Below are 20,646 nucleotides of genomic sequence, written 5' to 3'. Positions count from 1 at the left end.
CTCAGTTCCCGGTGCGGGCCAGCGCCAGCTCGAGTACGACGAGCAGCGCGTCCCGCACCGAGCCGCGCTCCCGGGCGTCGAACACCACGACCGGGACGCCGTCGGAGACGTCGAGGGCCCAGCGGACCTCGTCCAGGGTGTGCTCCACCTGCCCGTCGAAGGCGTTGACCGCCACCGCGAACGGGATGTCCTTGTGCTCGAAGTAGTCGACCGCCGCGTAGCAGTCGTCCAGGCGGCGGGTGTCGACGATGACGAGACCGCCGACCGCACCCTCCACGATGTCGTCCCACATGAACCCGAACCGCTCCTGACCGGGCGTGCCGAACAGGTACAGCTTCAGCGTCGGGTCGATGGTGATGCAGCCGAAGTCCATCGCCACCGTGGTGGTGGTCTTGCGCGGGGTGTGCGTGAGGTCGTCCACGCCCGCCGCGACCTCGGTGATCGACGCCTCGGTGGTCAGCGGCTCGATCTCCGAGATCGAGCCGACGGTGGTGGTCTTGCCCACACCGAAACCGCCCGCGATCACCATCTTCACCGGCAGCGGCGGCCGTACGGGGGTGGGTGCGGCCGCGCCCCGGGTGAGCGGTTCAGTCGGTGTCACTCGGTACCCCTCGGGAGTCGGGGACGGCCCTGAGGCCATCGATAACCCTGCGCAGGACGGAGGCGGCGTGGGTGGCGTGGACGTCGGGCACGTACACCGCCAGCTGCCCCGCGTCGCGCAGGTCTTCGGCCAGCACACGGACGACGTTGAGGTGCAGCCGCAGCCGGGCCGCGAGTTCCGCGACCGACTGCGGCAGCCGGCAGGCGGCGACGATGTCGTACCGCTCGAAGGAGAGCCGGTCGAGCGCGTCGAGACCGGCGGCGGTGGCCACCACCTGGGTCTCGACGGGCAGCGACCGGCCGGAGGCGGCGTCCGCCACCCGGCCGGCGGTGACCAGGAACGGCCGTACGGCGGGGGCGGGGCCGACCGGGTCCGGGCCCGGGGGCGGGGTGCCGTCCGCCATGGCTGTCAGCTCTTCCTCTCCGGACGCCCGCCTCAGTGCGTGGCGCCGACGCTGTTCTTCAGCTCCAGCACCAGCTGCGGGCTGAGTGCGGCACCGGCACGGTTGGCGAACAGCGTCATCTCGTAGGCGATGTTGCCGAGCTTGGCGTCCTTGTCGGCGACCACGCCGAGGAGGGCGCCGCTGCCGATCGCGGAGACGATGACATGGCCGCCCTCCAGATCGATGATGACCTTGTTGAGGCCGCCCAGGCCGTAGTTGCCGGAGGCGCCGGCGGCCAGGCTGGTGATGCCCGAGACGATCGCGGCGAGCCGCTCGGAGTGGGCGCGCTCGCGCAGCTCCGACACGGCGATGAGCAGGCCGTCCGAGGAGACCGCGATCGCGTCGACGACGCCCGCGGTCTCGGTGGCGAATCGGTTCAGCAGCCAGGTGAAGTCGGCTGCGGCTGCCCGCAGGTCGGTCGGCGTGGTGCCGCCCGTCGGGGTGTCACCTGTCGACGTGCTCACTGCTCGGCTCCTTCCGGAAGGTGGTTCTGGTCGTGCGGCGGGGTCTGCGTGGGGGGCGGGACGGGAGTGTCCTCGGCGTGCGGCCGGGCGTGGTTGCCGGTGTCGCTGTCCCGCTGGGCGCGTTCCACCGCCGCCTCGAACTCGTCCAGCGCGCTGCGCTCCGCCTCCGCGTCCCGGGTGCGGGTCTGCTGCGGTACGGCCGGGGCCGTGTCGGCGGTCGTCCGGAGCGTGGCTCCGCGGACCCGGCGGCGCAGCGGGCGGGCGGTGCCGGAGGGCACGAGCTGCGGCTCCTCCTCGGGGGCGGTTGCCTCGCGGTTCGGCAGGCGGCGGGGCAGAGAACCGGCCGGGTCGGTCTTCTCCCCGGCCGAGTCGGACGGTACCGGCCCGGAGGGAGCATCCACGGCCGCCGGTGCCACGGCGACCGGCTCCGCCACCGGGCTCAGCGTCAGCAGCAGGGTCGCCGGCAGGGTCACCTCCGCCGTCACACCGCCGCCCGGTGTACGGGTCAGCTCGACCCCGATCTCCCAGCGGCGGGCCAGCGCGCCCACCACGAACAGGCCGAGCACCTTCGTCGGCACCAGGTCCAGGCGTTCGCGGCGGATCAGGCGGGTGTTCTCCTCGGCGAGCCGCTCGGCGCTCATGCCGAGGCCGTGGTCGGTGACGACGACGTGGGCGCCGTCGGTGCCGGAGCGGACGGTCACCTCCACCGGGCTGCCCTCGGGGGAGAACGACACCGCGTTCTCGAGCAGTTCGGCCGTCATCAGGGTCAGGTCGCCGATGATGTCCGGCTCGACCATGGCGTCCGAGGCGGCGTACAGCCGTACCCGCTGATAGCCCTCGATCTGCCCGAGCGCGGCCCGCACGACGTTGGAGAGCTCCGTGGGCCCGCCGTCCAGCGCGGTCTCCCGGATGCCCGCCAGCAGCATCAGGCTGTCGGCGTTGCGACGCAGGCGTACGGCGATGTGGTCGATCGAGTAGAGCCGCTCCAGCAGCGCCGGGTCGGTCTCGCCGCGCTCCACTGCGTCGATCAGCGCGAGTTGGCGCGTCGTCAGGTTGCTGACGCGGCGGCCGACGTTGCCGAACATCTCGGCGGTGTTGCGGCGGCTGAGCACCTGGCGTTCCAGCAGGGCCGCGGCGGTGGTCTGCACCCGGTTGTAGGCCTCGGCCAGATCGCCGATCTCGTCGCGCGCGGTGACCGGCATGTCCCGCAGCCGGGGTGGCCCGTCGTCCTCGGCGTCGTCGTCCGCCACCCGGTCCAGTTCGCGCTTCGCCACCTCGGCGACCTCCTGCGCGGCGTCGGTGAGCGCCTGCACGGGCCGCACCACCGAGCGGCGCACCAGCACCGCGAAGGCGATCCACAGCGCGAAGCCGAGCAGGGTGCCGTACAGCAGGAGGCCCGCCCGCCACTGGGCGGAGGAGGCGGCGTCGTCGGCGCGGTCGGCGATCTGGCCGATCAGCGACGTGGTGATCTTCAGCCGGGCGGCGGCCTGTTCGGGGTAGTCGGGGTAGTCGGCCAGCGCGTCCTGGACCGCCCGGAGCATCTCGGCCCGCGACCCGGCCTCCAGCTGTGTGGGGTCGATCTGCAGGTCGGCGTAGGCCTGCGCGATGTTCTGCTGCGCAGGGGTGTGGTCGATGCCGGCCAGCTGCTGCGTCTGGCGCTCGGTGGCGAACCGGGAGAAGCGGTCGGACTGGTGGGTGTAGAGGTCGTAGGAACCGACCGCGTTGGTGAACTCGATCAGCGCGTTGGTGTCCCGGGTCGTCGCGGAGAACACGCTGGTCTCGAAGGCGCCGTGGGCGGCGTCCGCACGCAGCAGGGAGTCCAGCAGGTTGCCGGTGAAGGTCGAGGCGAGCGAGGTGTTGCGGTCGAGTCCGAGGCCGTCGATCAGGCGGCCTGCCGTGTCGACGTAGGCGGGGTCGATGTTGTCGGCCGGCAGATAGCCCCGCTCGACGCTCTGCCGCAGGCTGGACAGGCCGGCGACGTCCCTGAGGGCCTGCGCCTCGGCGTCCGGCAGCCGGTCGCCGTAGGTGGCGCGCACCTCCTCGACCTGGTCCCGCACCGCTTCCTGCGCCGCGTCGTAGGCGGCGAGCGAGGGCTTGGAGTAGCCGGACTCGAAGCGCGCGGACAGCAGCATCGCCTGCTGGTGCTCGGCCTCCATGCGGTCGACGAGCCGGGCCACCTGCACACTGTCACGCACCGTCCGGGCCGCCGACTCGGCGCTGTCCGACTGCCGGACCAGGTCGGTGAGGACGTACGACAGGAGGGCGGCGACGACCGCGAGCGGGACGCCGACGAGCAGGTTGAGCTTGCGCCGGAAGGGCCAGCGGTCGGCGAAGCCTCGTACACCACTGTGCATCGGGGCATGCCGGGCGGGCGCGTCCACCTGGTTCGTGGACACCGGGCCTCCTTCGTGGGGTGCCTTACGGCGGAAGCGGGCCCCGTGCACCGCTGTGACCGATTTCGACTCCGGTGAGACTACAGGGCCCTTGAAGGATCAATCAGCTCGCCTTTTATCAAGAATGCGTTACAAGGTGAGCGCTCTCTGCGCACAACTGAACGCGCATCGAAGCCAATCGGTGACCTGGAGGCACTTGACTGACCAAGAACTGGCTGGATTGGATCAGTAGGTGACTTCCACCAAGCGCATCAGCAGGTCCATCCGGAGGAACCGAGGCGCGGCGGCGGTCGCCCTCGCGGCGGCGACGGCTCTGCTGGCGGGCTGTAACTCCTCCGACGGCAAGGGCGACGACCCCCTTGCTGATCCGGGCAGCAAGGCGAGCGGCGACAGTGTCGTCGTCGGCTCCAACAACTTCGCCGAGAGCACCCTGCTCGCGGACATCTACGGCGAGGCCCTCAAGGCCAAGGGAATCAAGGTCACTTACAAGCCGAACATCGGCAGCCGTGAGACCACTTACGGTTTGCTCAAGAACGGTTCCATCTCGGTCCTGCCCGAGTACAACGGCGCGCTGCTGGCCTACCTCGACCAGAAGGCCAGGCCGAAGTCCGCCGAGGCGACCACGTCGGCCATCGAGGCCAAGCTGGACTCCAAGCTGACCCTGCTGGACCCCTCGCCCGCCCAGTCCAAGGACTCGGTCACGGTCAACGCGGCCACCGCGAGCAAGTACCACCTCACCGAGAAGTCGTCCATCGCCGACCTGAAGGACATCGCGAAGGACCTGGCCATCGGTGCCTCGCCGGAGTTCCAGACCCGTCAGCAGGGCCTGGTAGGCCTGAAGGACGTGTACGGCCTGGAGTTCAAGTCCTTCAAGGCGCTGGACGCGGGCGGCCCGCTCACCCAGACGGCGCTGAAGCAGAACACGGTGCAGGCCGCGGACATCTTCACCACCGACGCGACCATCTCCAAGGAGAAGTTCGTCGTCCTCCAGGACCCGAAGAACCTCTTCGGCTTCGAGAACATCCAGCCGCTCGTGTACAAGAGCGCCCTGCCCCAGAAGGGCGTCGACGCGCTCAACGCCGTCTCCGCCAAGCTGGACACGGCGACCCTGCTGGACCTGGACACCCAGGTGCAGTCGGAGAACAAGGACCCGCTGGACGTCGCCCAAGCCTGGCTGAAGTCCGCCGGTCTCGACTGACCGACCGCACGGCGCGGAAGCGACCGTGGACACGACGAAGCGGGTGCCCCCGGAGGCCGGGGGCACCCGCTTCGTCGTGTTTCGCGGAGTGGTGATCCCGCGCGGTCCGCCTGGTCGGCGTGTGCGTCTGCAGGTGAGTGTCCGTGTGAGTTTTCCGTACGACCGACGGATGTGACGGAAGAAATCCGCGTCCTTCCCGGCCTGGTTGGAGGTCGTTCCCCGTGCGCTCCCACGCTGATCCGTGACCGCTACATGCCGAGTGCGAGGGGACTCCCATGACCACGGAACGCGTGCTGCCCGCCGAGGCCTACCGATGGCGCTGGCCGGCCCTGGCCGCCCTGCTGCTGGCCGAGGCCATGAACCTGCTGGACGCGACCGTCGTCCAGGTCGCCGCGCCCGCCGTCCACGCCGACCTGGGGGGCTCGGTCTCCGACGTGCAGTGGTTCGGCACCGCGTACACCCTGCCGTTCGCCGTGCTGCTGATCACCGGTGGGCGGCTCGGCGACCGCACGGGCCGGCGCCGGCTGTTCGTCCTCGGGGTCGTGGCCTTCGCCGCGGCCTCGGTGGCCTGCGCCCTGGCACCGACCGCGGGCCTTCTGATCGGCTTCCGGGTGGTGCAGGGCGCGGCGGCGGCCCTGGTCATCCCCCAGACCATCGGGCTGATCAAGGCGATGTTCTCGGGGGAGGAGACCGCAAGGGCGCTGGGCAGCATCGGTCCTGTCATGGGCCTGGCCGCCGTCTGCGGACCGGTCCTCGGCGGTGTGCTCACCCACGCCGACCTGTTCGGCTCCTCCTGGCGGGCCGCGTTCCTGGTGAACGTGCCCGTCGCCGCAGTCGTCCTCACTCTCGCCCCGCTGCTCCCGGAGGACCGCGCCCCGCTCCGGCCGGCCCTCGACCGGCCGGGCACCGCGCTGGCGGCGATCGGTACCGGGCTCGTCGTGTATCCCGTCATCGGCGCCGACGTCACCCGACTGCCCGCACACCGCTGGGCGCTGCTGCTCGCCGGCCTTCTCGTCCTCGCCCTGTTCGCCCGGCACCAGCGTCGCTCGGCCCGGCCCCTGCTGGAGCCGAGCCTGTTCACCCACCGGGGTTTCCCCGCCGCCCTGGTCACCTCGACCGTGTTCTTCGCGGTGACGACCGGCATGACCACGGTGGTCGTGCTCCAGCTCCAACTCGGCGCGCACACCGGCGTGCTGGAGTCGGGCCTGAGCCTCATCCCGTGGTCGGCCGGCCTCGCGGTCGCGTCCTGGCTGGCGGGCGCCCGACTGGTACGGCGGTACGGGCGCCGGTTGATGCCGTACGGGCTCGGCGTGCTCCTGACCGGCCTGCTCGCCGCCGTCGTGGCCTACCGTACGGCCGCCCCCGGCCACTACCCGGGTGCGTTGCCGCCCGCCCTCGCCCTCGTCGGCCTCGGCGCCGGCCTGTTCACCCCGGCCTTCTTCACCCTCGCCCTGCACCCGCTGCGCCCCCAGGAGATCGGTTCGGCGGCCGGTCTGCTCAACGCGGTCCAGCAACTCGGCGCCACCCTGGGCGTCGCGATCCTCGGCAGCGTGTACCTGGCCGGTGCGGGCACCGGCAACCCGGGCGCGGCCCTGCGGGCGGCCCAGGCGGCGTGCTGGGCGGCGATGGGACTCGTAGGGGTGTGCGCGGTGGCGAGCGGCCGGGTGGGCAGGGCGGACCGGGAGTAGAGCCTGATCCGCCGGACAGACCCCAGGTGTAGCGACCCGGGGAGAAAGACCCCGGCGGGACCTGGGGGAATGCTCGCGTCCCCCGGCACCGCGCCGGCGCCGGTCTCACCGCGAGGGGCGGCGTACCCGTGCCAGGTCCGTGAGCGACGGGCTCGCCGCCTTCAGGGTGCGCAGCACCGGGCTGGTCTCCAGGGACCGGACCGCCCGCAGCGCGCCCAGCCGACGGGTGAGGTAGCGGTGCAGGTCGGCCGGGTCGCGGCACAGTGCCTGGGCGACCAGGTTGGAGGGGCCGGTGGTCGCCGCCACGAAGGCCAGCTCGTCATGGCCCGCCAGGGCCAGCCCGACCTCCTCCAGATCCGCCGGCCGCACCGACAGCCACAGCAGCGCCCGGGTGCGCACTCCGAAGACACCGACGTCGACCTCCACGTCGAAGAACAGCGCGCCCGCCGCTCGCAGTTCGGCCAGCCGACGGGCCACGGTCGCGGGCGACCAGCCGGTCGCCCGGGCCAGCTCCCCCTGTCCGAGCCGCCCGTCCCTCTCCAGTGCGGCCAGCAACTCGGCGTCGCCCGGCTCCGGTTGACGCACCTCCTCCGTGCTGCTGCGGTACGCCAGCGCCGCGCGCTGCTCCTCGTCCAGGGCCTGGGCGCTGCGCCGCCAGTTCGCCGGTCCGCCCAGGTAGGTGTGGAGCAGGCAGTGCGCGGACACGGCGGTGATCCCGCCGGTGCGCGGAATGTCCCGCAGGAGAAGGGAGTCGGGGGCGGCGTCCTCGGCGGGGGCGTGGATCACCGCGGTGATCTCTGTTCCGCCCGAGGAAAGCCGCACCCACGACGTGTCCGGCCGCCGCGCCAGCGCCGCGGCGATGTCCTGAGCGGACCGCGCCGCCGCCGTGAGCCGCACCAGCCACTGGGTACGGCCCGCCCGGTGCGGGTCGGCCAGGCCCACCACCCGCAGCCCGGCCTCGGTGCGCAGTCGGCCGTAGCGGCGGGCGACCGTCTGCGCCGAGACTCCGAGCACCGCGGCGATCCGGCTGAACGGCGCCCGGCCGTCCAGGTGCAGGGCGTGGATGAGGGCACGGTCGAGGTCGTCGAGCATGCCCCCCATCCTCGCGGGTGCCGACGGATCAGAGGTCGAACTCGTGCGGCGGCAGGTCCAGCGTGTAGCACGCCTCACGCACCACCGCCTGCTCGGTCTTGTCGAAGTCGCCGTCGGCGCCGCCGATGACGATGCCGATCTGCACCACGGCGCGCGCCTCGGCGGGCTTCTTCTTCGCCTTGGCGATCTCCTGGAGCACGCTCACCTTGCCGAAGTCGAAGTCGGTGGTCAGCTTGTTCAGGTTCTCCTCGAAGCGGCGCCTCAGGTCGTCGGCAGGGAAGTTCTGCAACACCTCGTTCGTCGCGATGAGCTGGGCCACCCGCTGCCGCTCCGACGGGTCGATCGTGCCGTCCGCGGCGGCCACGAGCGCGCACATCGCCATGCTCGCATCGCGGAAGGCACCGCTCTTCAGGTCGTTCTTCTTCGCCACCAGCTGGGTCTGCATCTGCGACGCCGACTCCTTGACGCGGTCCCACAGGGCCATGCGAACTCCTCATATCCACGGTCGATTGCCAAGACGGAAACGCCTGCAGCATCTTCTACAGCAACGTAGAAACTCATGGGGCGGCCGATAAGTTCCGGCGCCCTAGACTGATTCCCCGCACACAGACGGAACACAGACGAAACGCTGCGAAGAAGCGGCAGGAGGACGACGAAGTGGCGACAGCGCCCGGCACGGGCCGGCAGGACCCCTCGGCCGAGGTGCTCACGGAGGCCGCCGCGGCCTTCGGACTGCTCGCCTCGCCCGCCCGGCTGCACATCGTCTGGGCGCTGGCCCAGGGCGAGAGCGACGTCACCGGGCTCGCCGAACGGGTCGGCGGCGCGCTCCCGGCCGTCAGCCAGCATCTGACCAAGCTCAAACTCGCCGGCCTCGTCCGCTCCCGCCGCGAGGGCCGCCGCCAGGTGTACTTCGTGGACGCCGAGGGGCAGGCCGCCGTCGTCGACGTCGTCCACCTCCTCGTCGGCCGGCTCGCCGAACGGGAGGCGCCCACCACGGTCCCGGCCCGCCGCCTCCGCGGCCTCTGAACCCGTGACCGACACCTCGCTCGCACTGCTGCGGCGCCTGGAGACCGGCCCGCGCGGACTCACCGACGAGGAGGCCGCCGCCCGGCTCGCCGCCGTCGGCGAGAACACCCCGCCCCAGGCCCGTGCCCCCTCCTGGCTCCGCCGGTACGCCGACGGGCTGCGCGACCCCTTCACCGCCGTCCTGCTCACGCTCGGCCTGGTCTCGGCGTGCGTCGCCTCCTGGGGCACCGCCGCCGTGATCCTCGCCCTGGTCGCGGTCAGCTGCGTGCTGCGCGCGGCCGGCGAGCGCCGCGCCGACCGCGCCCTGGCCGCTCTGCGCGAACTGGTCGCCGGCACGGCCACCGTGCTGCGCCGCCCCGATGACGGAGTGGGACCGTCCGCGCGTGAGGTCCCGGTCGCCGACCTCGTGCCCGGCGACGTCGTACGGCTCGGCCCCGGCGACCTCGTCCCGGCGGACGTACGACTGCTCCGCGCCCGCGGTCTGACCGTGCGCGAGTCCGCCCTCACCGGCGAGTCCGCGCCCGTCGCCAAGACCGCGGTCGACGTGCCCGACCCGCGCGCGGAGTCCCATCTGTGCTTCCAGGGCAGCGACGTCGTCGCGGGCGGCGCCGCCGCGGTCGTCGTGGAGACCGGTCCGCGCACCCGCTTCGCCGCCGGGCAGCAGGCCCCGCACCGCCGCGGTTCCCCCAGCGCCTTCGACCGGTCCGTGCACGGGATCTCCTGGGTCCTCGTCCGGTTCATGCTGCTCACCCCGCCGCTGGTCCTCATGGCGGGCGCCGCCCTGCACGGCTGGGGCCTGGACACCCTGCCGTTCGCCGTCGCGGTGGCCGTAGGGCTCACCCCCGAGATGCTCCCGGTGATCGTCACCACCTGCCTGGCCCGGGGCGCCGCCCTGCTCGCCCGCACCCATCGGGTCGTCGTACGACGCCTGCCCGCGCTGCACGACCTCGGCGCGGTCGACGTGCTGTGCCTGGACAAGACCGGCACCCTCACCCAGGACCGGCCCGTCCTCGCCCGCTCGCTCGGACCGGACGGCCGGGACGACCCCGACGTGCTGCGCTGGGCGGCCGTCGGCGCCTGGTGGACCCTGCAACTCGCCGAACTGCCGGCCCCGGACGCCCTCGACGAGGCCCTGCTCGCCGCCGCCGGACCCGTCGGCGAGGAGTACGACGGCCTCGCCGCCCTGCCCTTCGACCCGGCCCGGCGCACCGCGACCGCCGTCGTCACCGATGGCCCCGGCCGCCATGTCCTGGTGACCAAGGGCGCCGCCGAGGCCGTCCTGGACCGCTGTGACCTGCCGGACGACGAACGCCGGCGCCTGCTCGCCCTCGCCGCGCGCGAGGCGGACGCCGGGCTGCGCGTCCTCGCCGTCGCCACCGCCGAACTCCCGTACTCCCGGCTTCGGTCGAGCGGGGGGACCTCCACCGCCCGCACCCGGCCCTGCACCTCCGCCGACGAACACGGCCTCACCTACCGCGGCCTGATCACCTTCCGCGACGCCCTCGCCCCCGGCGCCGCCGAAGCCCTGCGCACCCTCACCGACCTCGGCATCACGGTCCACGTCCTCACCGGCGACCACCCCGGCACGGCGGCTCGCGTCTGCCGCGACCTGGGACTGGAGCCGGACCAGGTGCGGTCCGCGGCGGACGGCGCCGGTACGGCCGTACCGGCAGGGCCCTCGGTCGTCGCCCGGTGCACCCCCGAGGAAAAGGCGCGCATCGTCGCCGGTCTGCGCGCGGCCGGGCACACCGTCGGCTTCCTCGGCGACGGCGTCAACGACGTGCCCGCACTGCTCGCCGCCGACGTCGGCCTCGCCCCGCGCGGTGCCGTGGACTTGGCCCGTGCGAGCGCCGACGTCGTGCTCGCCGACAAAGACCTCACCGCGATCGGACACGCCGTCACCGCCGGCCGGCACAGCAGCGCCAACATCGCCTCCTACCTGCGCGTCACCCTCTCCTCCAACCTCGGCAACGTCATCGCGATGCTCGCCGCCGGACTGCTGCTGCCCTTCCTGCCGATGCTCCCGGCCCAGGTCCTCGCGCAGAACCTGTGCTTCGACGCCTCCCAGCTCGCGTTCGCGCACGACCGCCCCGACGCGCGGGCGCTGCGCCGGCCGACCGTGCTGCGACCGCCCGCCTTCCTGCGCTTCGTCACGGTGTTCGGCGTGCTCAACGCGGTCGCGGACCTCGCCACCTTCGGCGTGCTCGCGCTGGCTCTGCACGGCCCCGACGCCGTGGACGACGAAGCCGTTTTCCACTCGGCCTGGTTCACCGAGAACCTGCTCACCCAGGCCCTGGTGATGCTGCTTGTGCGTACCGGCCGGCGCATCGCCGAGGGCCGCCGCCCCGGACCGGTCGGCGGGGCCGCGGCCGCGCTCGCCGCCGTCGGCGTGCTCCTGCCGCCCAGCCCGCTGGGCGCGGCCCTCGGCATGGCGGCCCTGCCCGCCGCGTACCACCTGCTGCTCGTCGCCGTCCTCGGCTTCTACGCCCTCGCCCTCACCGTGGCGAAGACGCGCCACGACCGGCGTCAGCCGTAGGCCGGGTTCATGCAGGGGGATCTCACCCGGGTTGCACAGTTGCGCAATGTGGCAATCGTCTTTGCGGAATCCGAGAAAGGGAGGGGCGGTCGTGCTCCGCAACGGACTTGAGCCCTGGCGCCTGGTGATCGTCGCGATCGTGTTCCTCGTGCTGTTCGGTTCCAGGAAGCTGCCGGACACCGCCCGGGCGCTGGGCAAGTCCATGCGCATCCTCAAGGGCGAGGCGAAGGCGATGAAGGACGAGAACGGCACACCGGCCGCGGCGGCCGGTGCCGGCAAGGCCGCGGTCGTGGAGCCGACGGTGACCCGCACGGCGCCGGACGCCTAGAGGCTGTCCGGATGGCGCCCTTCCGTGCCCCGTGCGGTGAGGCCGTCGACGGCGGACGCGCGCGCCGCCGACGCCGTCAGGCCGGTTCTCCCGCCCCTTCCGCCAGGCGCCGCGCCGCTTCCCGTGACTCCTTGCGGCGTCGGCGGCGGCTCACGCGGGGCGCCTGGTCGGGGAGCCAGCCGAAGGCCAGGCAGCAGCCGGTGGCGCCGAGGAGGAGGCCGACGAAGAAGCCGCCCAGGTTCGAGGTGATCCAGGTCCCCAGGGTGACCAGGATGCCGGTGAGGGAGTAGAAGAGCCGCTGGCCGGGGTTGAAGAGGATCAGCAGCCCCAGCAGCACCATGAGCGTCGGCAGCAGATAGCCGGCCAGGCCCTGCATGCCGATGTGCATCACGACCTTCAGCGAGGCCTTCTCGGTGAGCAGGATCTCCCCGCCGCCGAGGGTCAGCAGCAGCCCGCCCCAGAACGGCCGACGGGCCCGCCACCTGCGGAAGGCGGGCCTCGGTCCCTGATGTGGACGCTCCGGCATCGGATCAGCAGGCCTTGTCGCTGAAACTCAGCTTGAGTCCGGGCAGCTTGAACACACCGGCGGTGGTCGCGTAGTTGGTCTGGCGCAGGTTGCCGATGTGCACCGTGTCGGCCTGCTGGCTGAAGACGCCGATCGGGCCCTTCGCGTTGGCCTTGTTCAGCGTGCTGGCGTCGTTGCCGATCTCTATGTTGTTGAAGGCCGCGTCGCCCGACAGCTCGGTCGAGTCGGTGGTGAGGTCGCTCGCGGTCACCTTCTGCTCGCCCCCGCCGGCGGTGATCTTCAGGTTGGTGCCGCCGAGGTCGACGCTCTGGCACAGCTTGGTGAGCGTGGCGTTCTTGATCGCGGAGGTGACGACGAGCACCTGCCCACCGGTGTCCCCGGCGTTGGGGCTGCCGTCCGCCATGTTGTCGAGCCCGCCGAACTGCTCGAACCCGGTGCCGTTGAGTTCCGTCGCCGTGACCGTGAACGGCATGCCCGAGATCGCGAACTGCACGCCGAGCGCCCCCTGTGCGGTGAGCACCGCGAGGCTCGCGGCGACCACGGTGGCGGGTACCGCCATGACGGCGGCCCTGCGCAACCGGACCCGGCCTCTTCTCTCGCCGCCGGCGACGGCGCCGGAATCGGTCGAGGTTTCGGACGGGGAACCGCTTCCCGGGTTCTCGGGGGTGTTGTCGGCGGACGAGAGGTCCGGGGACGAGGCCATGTCTGCTCCCATGGGCATAGGTCAATGCGGGTTGGGGTTCAGTGGCGCGTTGTCCTGGCGCGGACAGCGACTGTCACGCACGCCTCCTCGCACTCCCGGCGGATGCAAGGGCTTTCTCGTTACGCGGCAGTAGCCTTCGAGGAAGTTACCGCCGGTTACTTTTTGGGGTCAAGGGAGTTGTGAAAAAAGGGTGTCGGGTATGCGCGGACGTCTCCGCGGCCAGCCGTGAAGCGGTAACGGGTGGAGCCCGTCAGACAGCAACTACCTTGCTGCGCCTTGACGTTGATGGTTGAGGCGGTCTACAACTCTCCCAGGTTTCCCCCGGATCCGTGGCGCCGGATCCGTCGAGCGGCATCGGCCGCGTTCCCGGCCTTCCTTCATCAACCGCTCCATACCAGCACGGCACCGGCACGGTCGGCTTCCCCCCTCGGCCCGTGCCCGGCCGCCCCCTGTCCGGCCCGGTCGGAGGCCTTCCCCCGAGGCCTTCGACCGGTGCCCGGCCGACCGCCGTCGCCGGTCCGTCACGTACGGAGAAGGCGTCACGGACCGGCGACGGCGACGCCCTCTGTAGCGCCATCCCCACCGCGCCAACGCCCCCACCCCACGTCGTCCCCCCTCACCCCACCCCACGTCGTCCCCCCTCACCCCACCCCACGTTGTCCCCCCACCCCAGGAAAGAGGCACCCGCATGCGTACGCGATCCCTCCTCGCCCTCGCCGGAACCGTCACCGCGCTCACCGTCGCCGCGGCCGTCCCCGCCTCCGCGGACGGAAGTGCGGTCCTGACCACGGGCAGCGCCGGTGGCACCGCCGCCGCCGTCGGCGACACCCTGACCGCCCCGCTGGCCAGTGGCACGTCCGCCACGCTCTACTCCAGCGCGACCGGCACCAGCGGGGTCACCTGCACCTCGTCGCAGTTCACCGCCGCGGTCACCGACAACCCGACCGCCCCCGGTACGGCCTCCGAGTCGGTCACCGGGCACACCTTCGACAGCAGCAGCTGCACCAGCAACGTCACCGGTGTGCTCGGCGTCAGCAGCATCACGGTCGACCACCTGCCCTACACCGCGACGGTCGCCTCCGACGGCACCCTCACCGTGTCGCCGGCCAGTGGCTCCACCATCCAGACCACGGTGAAGCTGCGCACCCTGCTGGGCACCATCTCCTGCGTCTACCAGGCGCCGAGCCTGACAGGCAAGGCCGACAACAGCGACAGCAGCATCGCCTTCACCAACCAGCAGTTCACCAAGAGCTCGGGTTCCTCGCTCTGCTTCGCCAGCGGCTACTTCACCGCCAAGTACGCCCCCGTCACCGACGCGGGCGCCCCGGTCTACGTCAACTGACCTTTTCCGAAGGGGCGTTCAGCGTCGACGCAGACGTAGTACCAGGGCGGCGCCCCCGGTGAGCACCAGCACCGCTACGGCGCCGCCCGCCAGCAACGGAGCCGAGGGGCCCGCGTCCGCGTGGGTGGCCTCGGCCACTGGCGTGCTCTCGCCCGTGGTGCCCGTCGAAGTGCTCGTCTCCGCGCCCGATTTCCCCTTTTCGGCCACGGGAGTCGGCGTTCCCGTCGAGGGCTTCGCCGTCGCCGTCCGCGCGGGCCGCGGACTCGCCGGTGCCTTCGAGGCGGCGGCCGCCCCGGTGGCCCGCGCCGCCCCCGCCTCCGGGAACGCCACGTCGGAACACGAGTAGTAGGTGTCGGGCGTGCTGGTGTTCTGCCAGATCGTGTACAGCACCTGACGGCCCGTCCGGTCCTTCGGCAGCGTCGCCGGAATGTGGTACGCCCCGTTCGTCAGCGGTGGGTCCGTGACCTCGGCGAAGGGGCGCGTGGGCAGGTCGGACCACTTCAGCGGCTTCGCCGGGTCGTAGCCGGGCTTGGTGAGGTACAGCCTGAACGTACCGGTGTGCGCGATCGTCGAGGCGTACGTCATCGTCAGCCGGCCGCCCGGGTTCAGCTGTGTCACCGGCCAGTCCCGCCGGGCCAGATCGAGCCCCCGGTAGGCGGGCAGGTTCCCGCTGCACAGCCTGCCGTCCGGAATCACCTGGCGGTCCCGGCCGCCCACCCCTGCCACACGCAGGTTGTCCCATGCAGTGAAGGGCGCGCCGTTCGCGGCGATCGCCGCCCGGCAGGCCGCCGACCGGTTCGCGCTACCGCCCTCGGGCGAGCAGGCGTACACCCGGCTGACCGGATCCGTGGGGGCGCCGTGGGCCTGGGCAGACCCCGCCGCCCATGGCAGCAGCAGGAGCGGTGCCGCAGCAGCGGCCGCCGTGACACACAGGCGGGCGGTCATCCGAGTCATCCGGGACGTCTCCTCGGCAGGCGCGGGAACGGGGTCTGCGGTGTCCAGTACGGGGCACACCTCCGCCGTGTTCAGCTGCCACGGACCTCCGCCTGCCCGGCCGTCCAGGATCCCTCGGAGCCAGGCAGCACACGACACAGACCGGTCGGGCGGTTTTGGCGGAGGTCATCGAGGTCCACGCGGAAGCGGCACGGCGCCCTCCGTCGCCGCACTCCAAGTCCGGACGGACACCGGCTGTTGGCTTCCGGAAACGCTCAGGAAACGTGCGACGAGTGCTGTACTGCGACATCCATTTGCGAAACGATAAGTATCGTGCCGGCGCCGTCCGTAGGCGTGGAACGTGGTGAAATCCATCCCGACCACCCGACTCCCTTTGCCGCTCGGTGAGTTATCGTATGCCCAAGGAGAAACAAACCGCGTGTCCCGTTCGTTAGAGCCGCAAGGAAGGGGTCAGTCGATGGCGAGGCAGTTGCGCGCTGAGCAGACCCGGGCGACGATCATCACCGCCGCTGCCGATCTGTTCGACCGGCAGGGCTATGAATCCACCAGTCTGAGTGACATCGTCGGCCATGCGCAGGTCACCAAAGGGGCGTTGTACTTCCATTTCGCCGCCAAGGAGGACCTGGCCCACGCCATCCTGGAACTCCAGGCCAAAGCCGCGCAGCAGGTCGTGGACGACATCGAGGGCCGCGGCTACTCCTCGCTGGAGTCCCTGATGCGCATCACGTTCTGCATCGCCCGGCTCGCCGTGGAGGACCCGGTGCCGCGCGCCGGACTGCGCCTCGCCACCGCGGACGTCGTCGTACGGGCGCCGCTCCGACACCCCTTCACCGAGTGGCTGGAGTTCGCCACCCGGAAGTTCAGCGGGGCCGTCAAGGAGGCCGACGTGAACTCCGAGATCGACGTCCATGTCGTCGCGCACTCCCTGGTCTGCTTCTTCATCGGAACCCGGGTCGCCGGCCGCGCCCTCGAGCCTGTCGCACGGCTGCCCCGCAGGGTGGCCGAGATGTGGTACCTCATGGTCCGGGGTCTGGTGCCGGTGCACCGCCGCCCGCGCTATCTGACCCTCGCCACACAGCTGGAGCGGGAGATCAGAACCGGCTGACCCGCGCGATACGGTGACGGACATGCCCGACACCCCTGCGGCGCCCGTGATCCTCGGCAACGAACCCGGCTCGTTCCCGCACAGCGTGCTGGCCGAGCGACACCCCGCGATCATCCGCCAGGTGCGGGAGGCCTTCCCGTACGGCCCCGGGCAGCACCGTGCGCTGGACGAGCTGCTGAAGAGCTGCACCGAAGGCGTGATCGAACCGCTGCCCGAGAACGCGGACGACCGCGACCGCTGGCGCGCCTGGGGCCTGGACGACCAGGTCGGACACTCGTGGTTCGACGTGCCGTGGCTGTGGTCCGAAAGCTACTTCTACCGCCGGCTGCTCGACGCGGTCGGCTCCTGCGGTCCGGGAGCCTGGCAGGGCATCGACCCGTTCCGCCCCTTCAAACGGGCCGAACTCGACGCCCCGGAGACCGACGAGGAACTGGCCGCGCTCGACACGCTCCAGGACCGGCCGGAACCGGAGCGGGCCCGCGCCCTGCTGCACGGCTCGCTCTGGGGCAACCGCGCCGACCTGGGCTTCCGCCTGTCCGCCGGGGGCGCCGAGGCCGCGGAGCCGGCCCCCGCCCTGGTCGCCGACGACAGCGAGACCCTGTGGTCGCTGCTGCCGCCCTCCGGCGCGGGCGCCCTGTTCCTGGTCGCGGACAACGCGGGCCGCGAACTCGTCCCCGACCTGCTCCTGATCGCCCACCTCCTCACCGAGGGGCGGATCGAGCGGGCGGTCCTGCACGTCAAGCCGTACCCGTACTACGTATCCGACGCCACGACCGCCGACGTGGTCGACGCCCTGCAGCGCCTCGCCGCGGCACCGGGCGCGGCCGCCGGGTACGGGCGGGCGCTCTGGGCGGCCATGGCGGACGGCCGGCTCACGGTGCGCGCCCACCCCTTCTCCTGCGCCCCGCTGCCGTACGCCGACCTACCGGACGACCTGCGCGACGAGTTCGCCTCGGCGACGCTGACCCTCGTCAAGGGCGACCTCAACTACCGCCGCCTGGTGGGCGATCGGAGGTGGCCGCCCACCACGCCCTTCCAGGAGGTCACCGCCTACTTCCCCGGATCGGTCGCCGCCCTGCGCACCCTCAAGTCCGACGTGATCACCGGCCTGACCGCGGCCACCGAGGCCGCGCTGGTCGAGGCGGAGGCACAGCGCTGGCGCACCGGCGGCACGCACGCGCTGATCCAGGTGAAGGCCTCAAACGACGGTCAGCGGCAGTGATTTGACACCGTTGATGAAGTTGGACACGAGCCGCCCGGCCGGCCCCGCGGGACGCGGCCCGGGCAGCGCGCGCAGCACCTCCTCGTAGAGCAGCCGCAGTTGCAGGCGTGCGAAGTGGGCGCCCAGGCACACATGCGGGCCGTCCCCGAAGGACACGTGCGGGTTGGGCGTGCGGGCGAGATCCAGTCGGCCGGGCTCGGCGAAGGCCCGCTCGTCCCGGTTGGCCGAGGCGTGGAACACCACGACCTTGTCGCCCGCCCGGATCCTGCGGCCCGCCAGTTCGGTGTCCCGGGCGGCGGTCCGGCGGAAGCTGAGCACGGGCGGATGCCAGCGCAGCAACTCGTCTACTGCAGACTGTATTCCGACCTTCCCGGCACGCAGCAGCTCGTACGCCTCCGGATGCTCCGCCAGGGCCAGCAGCCCGCCGGGAGCCGCGCTGCGCACGGTGTCGTTGCCGGCGACGGTGAGCAGGAAGAAGAACATCTCCAGTTCGGCGTCGGCGAGTTCCGCGTCGGAGGCGAGTGTCGTCATGATGTCGTCGGCAGGACACCGTCGTTTGTATACAGTCAACTGTCTGGCGTAGGCGAACATGTCCCGCAGCATCGCCGGCGAACGCGGGTTGACCGGCTTGCCCGCAGCGTCCAGCACCGGGGCGCCGGCCTCGTCCGGATCCTGGTAGCCGATGACCCGCTGCGTCCAGTGCAGCAGCAGCCGCCGGTCGCTCTCCGGAACCCCCAGCAGATCCGCCAGGTTGAGCAGGGCGTACTCGTCGGTGACGGCCGCGACCAGGTCGACCGTGCCGTCACCCGACCGGGCTTCCTCCCGCGCCCGGTCGAGCAGGGTGCGGGCGCGCTCCCGGGCGAGCGCCGTGAACCGGTCGATGCGCCCCGGAGTGAACGCACGGCTCACCAGCCGCCGCAGCCGACCGTGCTGCGGCGGATCCTGGTTGAGCATCATGCGCCGGATGAACGGCAGGTCGTCCGGGTCGGGGTCGCGGATCTGGGTCGCGCCGAGGTACGAGGAGTACGTCGCCGAGTCCTTCAGCACCCGGACCACGTCGGCGTGCCGGGTCACCGCCCAGAACCCCGTGCCGGCCGGCCAGCCCAGCACCTCCGGCTCGTCCTGCCAGGCCACAGGATGGTGGTCGCGCAGGACGCGGTAGGCGGCGTACGGCACCCCGGCCGCGTACCGGCGCGGGTCGAAGACGTCGGGCACCGGCGGGGCCTCGCGTACGGTCACGCCGGCTCGCCCTCGTCCGCCCGCAGAAAGTCCTCCACCGCGCGGACCAGCTCCAGCGGGGTCTCGTCCATGGCGTAGTGGCCGGCGTCGGTCAGCGGCACGAGTTCGGCACGCGGATACCAGGACATCCACGTCTCCCGCATCAGCGCCGGCGACAGGGCCGGATCGAGTTCGCCGGCCACCGCCAGCGCGGGCACCTCGCAGCCCTCGACGTCGGTGCGGAAGTCCTCGCCGGCCCACGAGTCCAGCCAGGCCCGGAACGCCTTCGCGTCGCTGCGCTCCAGCGAGCGCTCCACCATCCGGTCGAGCCAGGCGGCGGGACGGCGGCTCCCGGTGGTGAAGTCGATGATCGCGCGCCGGTTCTCCGCCTTGTGCGCCGCGTCCGCGAACAGCACGCCCTGCTCGCCCGGCAGCGGCAGCCCCGAGGCGGGCACGGGGGAGACGCCCACGATGCGGCGCAGCCGGTGCGGGGCGACCGCCATCAGCCGCTGCGCCACCGTGCCGCCCATGGAGTGCCCGATCACCGAGAACCGCTCCCAGCCCAGCCGGTCCGCCAACTCCACCAGGTCCACGGCCGCCTCGGTCGTCGTATAGGAGCCCACGGCGTCCCGGGCCCCGCCGTAGCCGCGCAGATCGACCAGCGCGTAGGTGAAGGCGGTGCGGTCGAGATCCGGCAGGACGGCCGCGTAGGCCGACCGGTCGGCGAACCAGCCGTGCACGGCGAACACCTTGTGGGCGCCGTCGCCGTGCACCTCGTGGGGCAGTACAAAGGAGGTCATGCGCCTACCGTGGCCCCCGCCCGAAGGCTCGGCAAGAGTACGGACGGGGCATACCGGCGGGCGTCCGGATGCTGTACCGCGCACCGGACGGGACGGGCGGAGGGAAGGCGAGGGCGTGCGCATCGGAGTGGCACCGCACAGACTGTGGCCCCGGTCGGATGACCAGCTCGACGGCGCCCTGGAGACGGCCCGCAGGGCCGAGGAACTGGGCTTCGACCACGTCGTCGCCGGCGGGCACCTGCTCGCCGGCGGTCTCGGCGTGAGCCTGGACCCGCTGGTCCTGCTGTCCGCGGTGGCGGGCGCGACCCGCCGCATCGGCCTGGTGACCGGTGTTCTGATCCTGCCGCTGTACGACCCCGTCGTCCTCGCCCACCAGACCGCCACGCTCGACCGGCTGTCCCACGGCCGGTTCACCATGGGCGTCGGCACCGGCTGGGACACGGCGGAGTTCGCGGCCGTCGGCGCCCCGTTCGCCGGGCGGGGCCGCCGTGCGGACGAACAGCTCACCCTTGTACGGAGGTTGTGGCGCGGCGACGACGAGAAGATGCGGCTCGCCGTGCTGCCCCGCACCGAGGGCGGTCCGCCCGTCTGGATCGCCGGACAGGGCGACGCGGTCCTGCGCCGGGCCCTGCGGCACGGTGACGCCTGGCACGGCCCGGGAGTCGACGCCGCACAACTCTCCCAGGTGCGCAGGAGAGTGGCGGAACTCGCCGAGGGGAACGACCGGGATCCGGCCACCCTGGCCCTGACCACGGTCCGGTTCCTGCTGCCGCCGGGCTTCCCGCCCGCCGTGGACGTCCCCCAAGGCCCCCTGGGCGGCCCGGACGCGACCGCCGAGAGCGTACGGGACGAGCTGGGGCGCTTGGCGGAGGCGGGCCTGTCGGCGGTCTCCCTCTGGCTGCCGGTCGCCGCGGAGGCGCTCCCGGACGCGCTGGCCTGGACCGCCGAGGAGGTCCTGCGGCACCCGTCGTGAGCGAAGGTCAACGCCACAGAAACCCGAGGAAGTTC

The 20,646-nt window shown here is 72.2% G+C and carries 20 protein-coding genes; 9 read left to right on the top strand and 11 right to left on the bottom strand.

Annotated features, from left to right (window positions below):
• Position 1 precedes the first annotated feature (1 nt).
• Genes ABZ471_RS15210 through ABZ471_RS15195 form a run of 4 tightly spaced genes read right to left on the bottom strand, consistent with a single transcriptional unit; the run spans position 2 to position 3,903 of the window.
• A complete protein-coding gene (locus ABZ471_RS15210; RefSeq protein WP_359066444.1) occupies positions 2-601 on the bottom strand; it encodes an ATP/GTP-binding protein in 600 nt (199 codons plus the stop codon).
• Complete coding sequence (locus tag ABZ471_RS15205) at positions 588-1,004, bottom strand: DUF742 domain-containing protein (protein WP_359066442.1); 417 nt, start codon at positions 1,002-1,004, stop codon at positions 588-590. The genes ABZ471_RS15210 and ABZ471_RS15205 overlap by 14 nt, the downstream gene beginning before the upstream one ends.
• A 32-nt stretch (positions 1,005-1,036) precedes the next feature.
• Positions 1,037-1,507, bottom strand: coding sequence for a roadblock/LC7 domain-containing protein (locus ABZ471_RS15200; RefSeq protein WP_359066440.1), 471 nt, complete (start codon positions 1,505-1,507; stop codon positions 1,037-1,039).
• The gene (locus ABZ471_RS15195) at positions 1,504-3,903 is read right to left on the bottom strand and encodes an ATP-binding protein (protein WP_359066438.1); all 2,400 of its coding nucleotides are present in this window, start codon (positions 3,901-3,903) and stop codon (positions 1,504-1,506) included. The genes ABZ471_RS15200 and ABZ471_RS15195 overlap by 4 nt, the downstream gene beginning before the upstream one ends.
• Before the next feature lie 229 nt (positions 3,904-4,132).
• Between ABZ471_RS15195 and ABZ471_RS15190 the strand changes: the two genes are divergently transcribed.
• Together ABZ471_RS15190 and ABZ471_RS15185 are read left to right on the top strand one after the other, a co-directional pair.
• Positions 4,133-5,098, top strand: a complete 966-nt coding sequence (locus ABZ471_RS15190; protein ID WP_359066436.1) for an ABC transporter substrate-binding protein — start codon at positions 4,133-4,135, stop codon at positions 5,096-5,098.
• Positions 5,099-5,373: 275 nt separating this feature from the next.
• Complete coding sequence (locus tag ABZ471_RS15185; protein WP_359066434.1) at positions 5,374-6,786, top strand: MFS transporter; 1,413 nt, start codon at positions 5,374-5,376, stop codon at positions 6,784-6,786.
• A 105-nt stretch (positions 6,787-6,891) separates the two neighbouring features.
• Here ABZ471_RS15185 and ABZ471_RS15180 read toward each other — a convergent pair whose 3' ends face one another.
• Positions 6,892-7,878 (bottom strand): Lrp/AsnC family transcriptional regulator, encoded by a 987-nt coding sequence (locus ABZ471_RS15180; RefSeq protein WP_359066432.1) that lies wholly within the window; start codon positions 7,876-7,878, stop codon positions 6,892-6,894.
• Between the two features lie 28 nt (positions 7,879-7,906).
• Entirely contained in the window at positions 7,907-8,362 is a 456-nt protein-coding gene (locus tag ABZ471_RS15175; protein WP_097251767.1) for a TerB family tellurite resistance protein, read from the bottom strand.
• A 173-nt stretch (positions 8,363-8,535) separates the two neighbouring features.
• Here ABZ471_RS15175 and ABZ471_RS15170 point away from each other — a divergent pair, with 173 nt between their 5' ends.
• The 3 genes from ABZ471_RS15170 (at position 8,536) to tatA (ending at position 11,768) form a co-directional block, all read left to right on the top strand.
• Positions 8,536-8,904 carry a metalloregulator ArsR/SmtB family transcription factor gene (locus tag ABZ471_RS15170; protein WP_359066429.1) on the top strand — a complete coding sequence of 123 codons (369 nt, stop codon included), beginning with the start codon at positions 8,536-8,538 and terminating at the stop codon, positions 8,902-8,904.
• A 4-nt stretch (positions 8,905-8,908) separates the two neighbouring features.
• Positions 8,909-11,440, top strand: coding sequence for a magnesium-translocating P-type ATPase (gene mgtA, locus ABZ471_RS15165; protein WP_359066427.1), 2,532 nt, complete (start codon positions 8,909-8,911; stop codon positions 11,438-11,440).
• A 91-nt stretch (positions 11,441-11,531) separates the two neighbouring features.
• Positions 11,532-11,768 carry a Sec-independent protein translocase subunit TatA gene (gene tatA, locus ABZ471_RS15160; protein ID WP_359066425.1) on the top strand — a complete coding sequence of 79 codons (237 nt, stop codon included), beginning with the start codon at positions 11,532-11,534 and terminating at the stop codon, positions 11,766-11,768.
• Between the two features lie 76 nt (positions 11,769-11,844).
• Here the strand turns inward: tatA and ABZ471_RS15155 are convergent, their stop codons facing one another.
• On the bottom strand, positions 11,845-12,294 hold the full coding sequence (locus ABZ471_RS15155) for a DUF6114 domain-containing protein (protein WP_359066423.1): 450 nt from the start codon (positions 12,292-12,294) through the stop codon (positions 11,845-11,847).
• Positions 12,295-12,298: 4 nt separating this feature from the next.
• Complete coding sequence (locus ABZ471_RS15150) at positions 12,299-12,997, bottom strand: DUF6230 family protein (RefSeq protein WP_359066544.1); 699 nt, start codon at positions 12,995-12,997, stop codon at positions 12,299-12,301.
• 688 nt (positions 12,998-13,685) lie between these two features.
• On the opposite strand from ABZ471_RS15150, the gene ABZ471_RS15145 reads away from it, so the two are divergent.
• On the top strand, positions 13,686-14,339 hold the full coding sequence (locus ABZ471_RS15145; RefSeq protein ID WP_359066421.1) for a Tat pathway signal sequence domain protein: 654 nt from the start codon (positions 13,686-13,688) through the stop codon (positions 14,337-14,339).
• Positions 14,340-14,357: 18 nt separating this feature from the next.
• Here ABZ471_RS15145 and ABZ471_RS15140 read toward each other — a convergent pair whose 3' ends face one another.
• Positions 14,358-15,293 carry a lytic polysaccharide monooxygenase gene (locus ABZ471_RS15140; RefSeq protein ID WP_359066419.1) on the bottom strand — a complete coding sequence of 312 codons (936 nt, stop codon included), beginning with the start codon at positions 15,291-15,293 and terminating at the stop codon, positions 14,358-14,360.
• Between the two features lie 457 nt (positions 15,294-15,750).
• Between ABZ471_RS15140 and ABZ471_RS15135 the strand changes: the two genes are divergently transcribed.
• Together ABZ471_RS15135 and ABZ471_RS15130 are read left to right on the top strand one after the other, a co-directional pair.
• The gene (locus tag ABZ471_RS15135) at positions 15,751-16,398 is read left to right on the top strand and encodes a ScbR family autoregulator-binding transcription factor (protein ID WP_359066417.1); all 648 of its coding nucleotides are present in this window, start codon (positions 15,751-15,753) and stop codon (positions 16,396-16,398) included.
• Positions 16,399-16,420: 22 nt separating this feature from the next.
• Complete coding sequence (locus tag ABZ471_RS15130) at positions 16,421-17,620, top strand: damage-control phosphatase ARMT1 family protein (protein ID WP_359066415.1); 1,200 nt, start codon at positions 16,421-16,423, stop codon at positions 17,618-17,620.
• Here ABZ471_RS15130 and ABZ471_RS15125 read toward each other — a convergent pair.
• Both ABZ471_RS15125 and ABZ471_RS15120 read right to left on the bottom strand, forming a co-directional pair.
• On the bottom strand, positions 17,597-18,859 hold the full coding sequence (locus ABZ471_RS15125) for a cytochrome P450 (protein WP_359066413.1): 1,263 nt from the start codon (positions 18,857-18,859) through the stop codon (positions 17,597-17,599). The genes ABZ471_RS15130 and ABZ471_RS15125 overlap by 24 nt on opposite strands.
• Positions 18,856-19,638, bottom strand: a complete 783-nt coding sequence (locus tag ABZ471_RS15120; RefSeq protein WP_359066411.1) for an alpha/beta hydrolase — start codon at positions 19,636-19,638, stop codon at positions 18,856-18,858. The genes ABZ471_RS15125 and ABZ471_RS15120 overlap by 4 nt, the downstream gene beginning before the upstream one ends.
• Positions 19,639-19,753: 115 nt before the next feature.
• Here ABZ471_RS15120 and ABZ471_RS15115 point away from each other — a divergent pair, with 115 nt between their 5' ends.
• Positions 19,754-20,611: an LLM class flavin-dependent oxidoreductase gene (locus ABZ471_RS15115; protein ID WP_359066409.1), complete on the top strand. Its 858-nt coding sequence runs from the start codon at positions 19,754-19,756 to the stop codon at positions 20,609-20,611.
• Positions 20,612-20,646 lie beyond the last annotated feature (35 nt).

Source organism: Streptomyces sp. NPDC005728 (assembly GCF_040630895.1).
GTDB lineage: Bacteria > Actinomycetota > Actinomycetes > Streptomycetales > Streptomycetaceae > Streptomyces.
This window is presented reverse-complemented; position numbering and strand designations above follow the sequence as displayed.

Excerpts from the sequence above, each read along its gene's own strand:
- ABZ471_RS15205 (WP_359066442.1), bottom strand. The coding sequence starts at position 1,004 with ATGGCGGACGGCACCCCGCCCCCGGGCCCGGACCCGGTCGGCCCCGCC.
- ABZ471_RS15185 (WP_359066434.1), top strand. The coding sequence starts at position 5,374 with ATGACCACGGAACGCGTGCTGCCCGCCGAGGCCTACCGATGGCGCTGG.
- ABZ471_RS15180 (WP_359066432.1), bottom strand. The coding sequence starts at position 7,878 with ATGCTCGACGACCTCGACCGTGCCCTCATCCACGCCCTGCACCTGGAC.
- ABZ471_RS15175 (WP_097251767.1), bottom strand. The coding sequence starts at position 8,362 with ATGGCCCTGTGGGACCGCGTCAAGGAGTCGGCGTCGCAGATGCAGACC.
- ABZ471_RS15155 (WP_359066423.1), bottom strand. The coding sequence starts at position 12,294 with ATGCCGGAGCGTCCACATCAGGGACCGAGGCCCGCCTTCCGCAGGTGG.
- ABZ471_RS15150 (WP_359066544.1), bottom strand. The coding sequence starts at position 12,997 with ATGGCCTCGTCCCCGGACCTCTCGTCCGCCGACAACACCCCCGAGAAC.
- ABZ471_RS15145 (WP_359066421.1), top strand. The coding sequence starts at position 13,686 with ATGCGTACGCGATCCCTCCTCGCCCTCGCCGGAACCGTCACCGCGCTC.
- ABZ471_RS15140 (WP_359066419.1), bottom strand. The coding sequence starts at position 15,293 with ATGACTCGGATGACCGCCCGCCTGTGTGTCACGGCGGCCGCTGCTGCG.
- ABZ471_RS15135 (WP_359066417.1), top strand. The coding sequence starts at position 15,751 with ATGGCGAGGCAGTTGCGCGCTGAGCAGACCCGGGCGACGATCATCACC.
- ABZ471_RS15130 (WP_359066415.1), top strand. The coding sequence starts at position 16,421 with ATGCCCGACACCCCTGCGGCGCCCGTGATCCTCGGCAACGAACCCGGC.
- ABZ471_RS15120 (WP_359066411.1), bottom strand. The coding sequence starts at position 19,638 with ATGACCTCCTTTGTACTGCCCCACGAGGTGCACGGCGACGGCGCCCAC.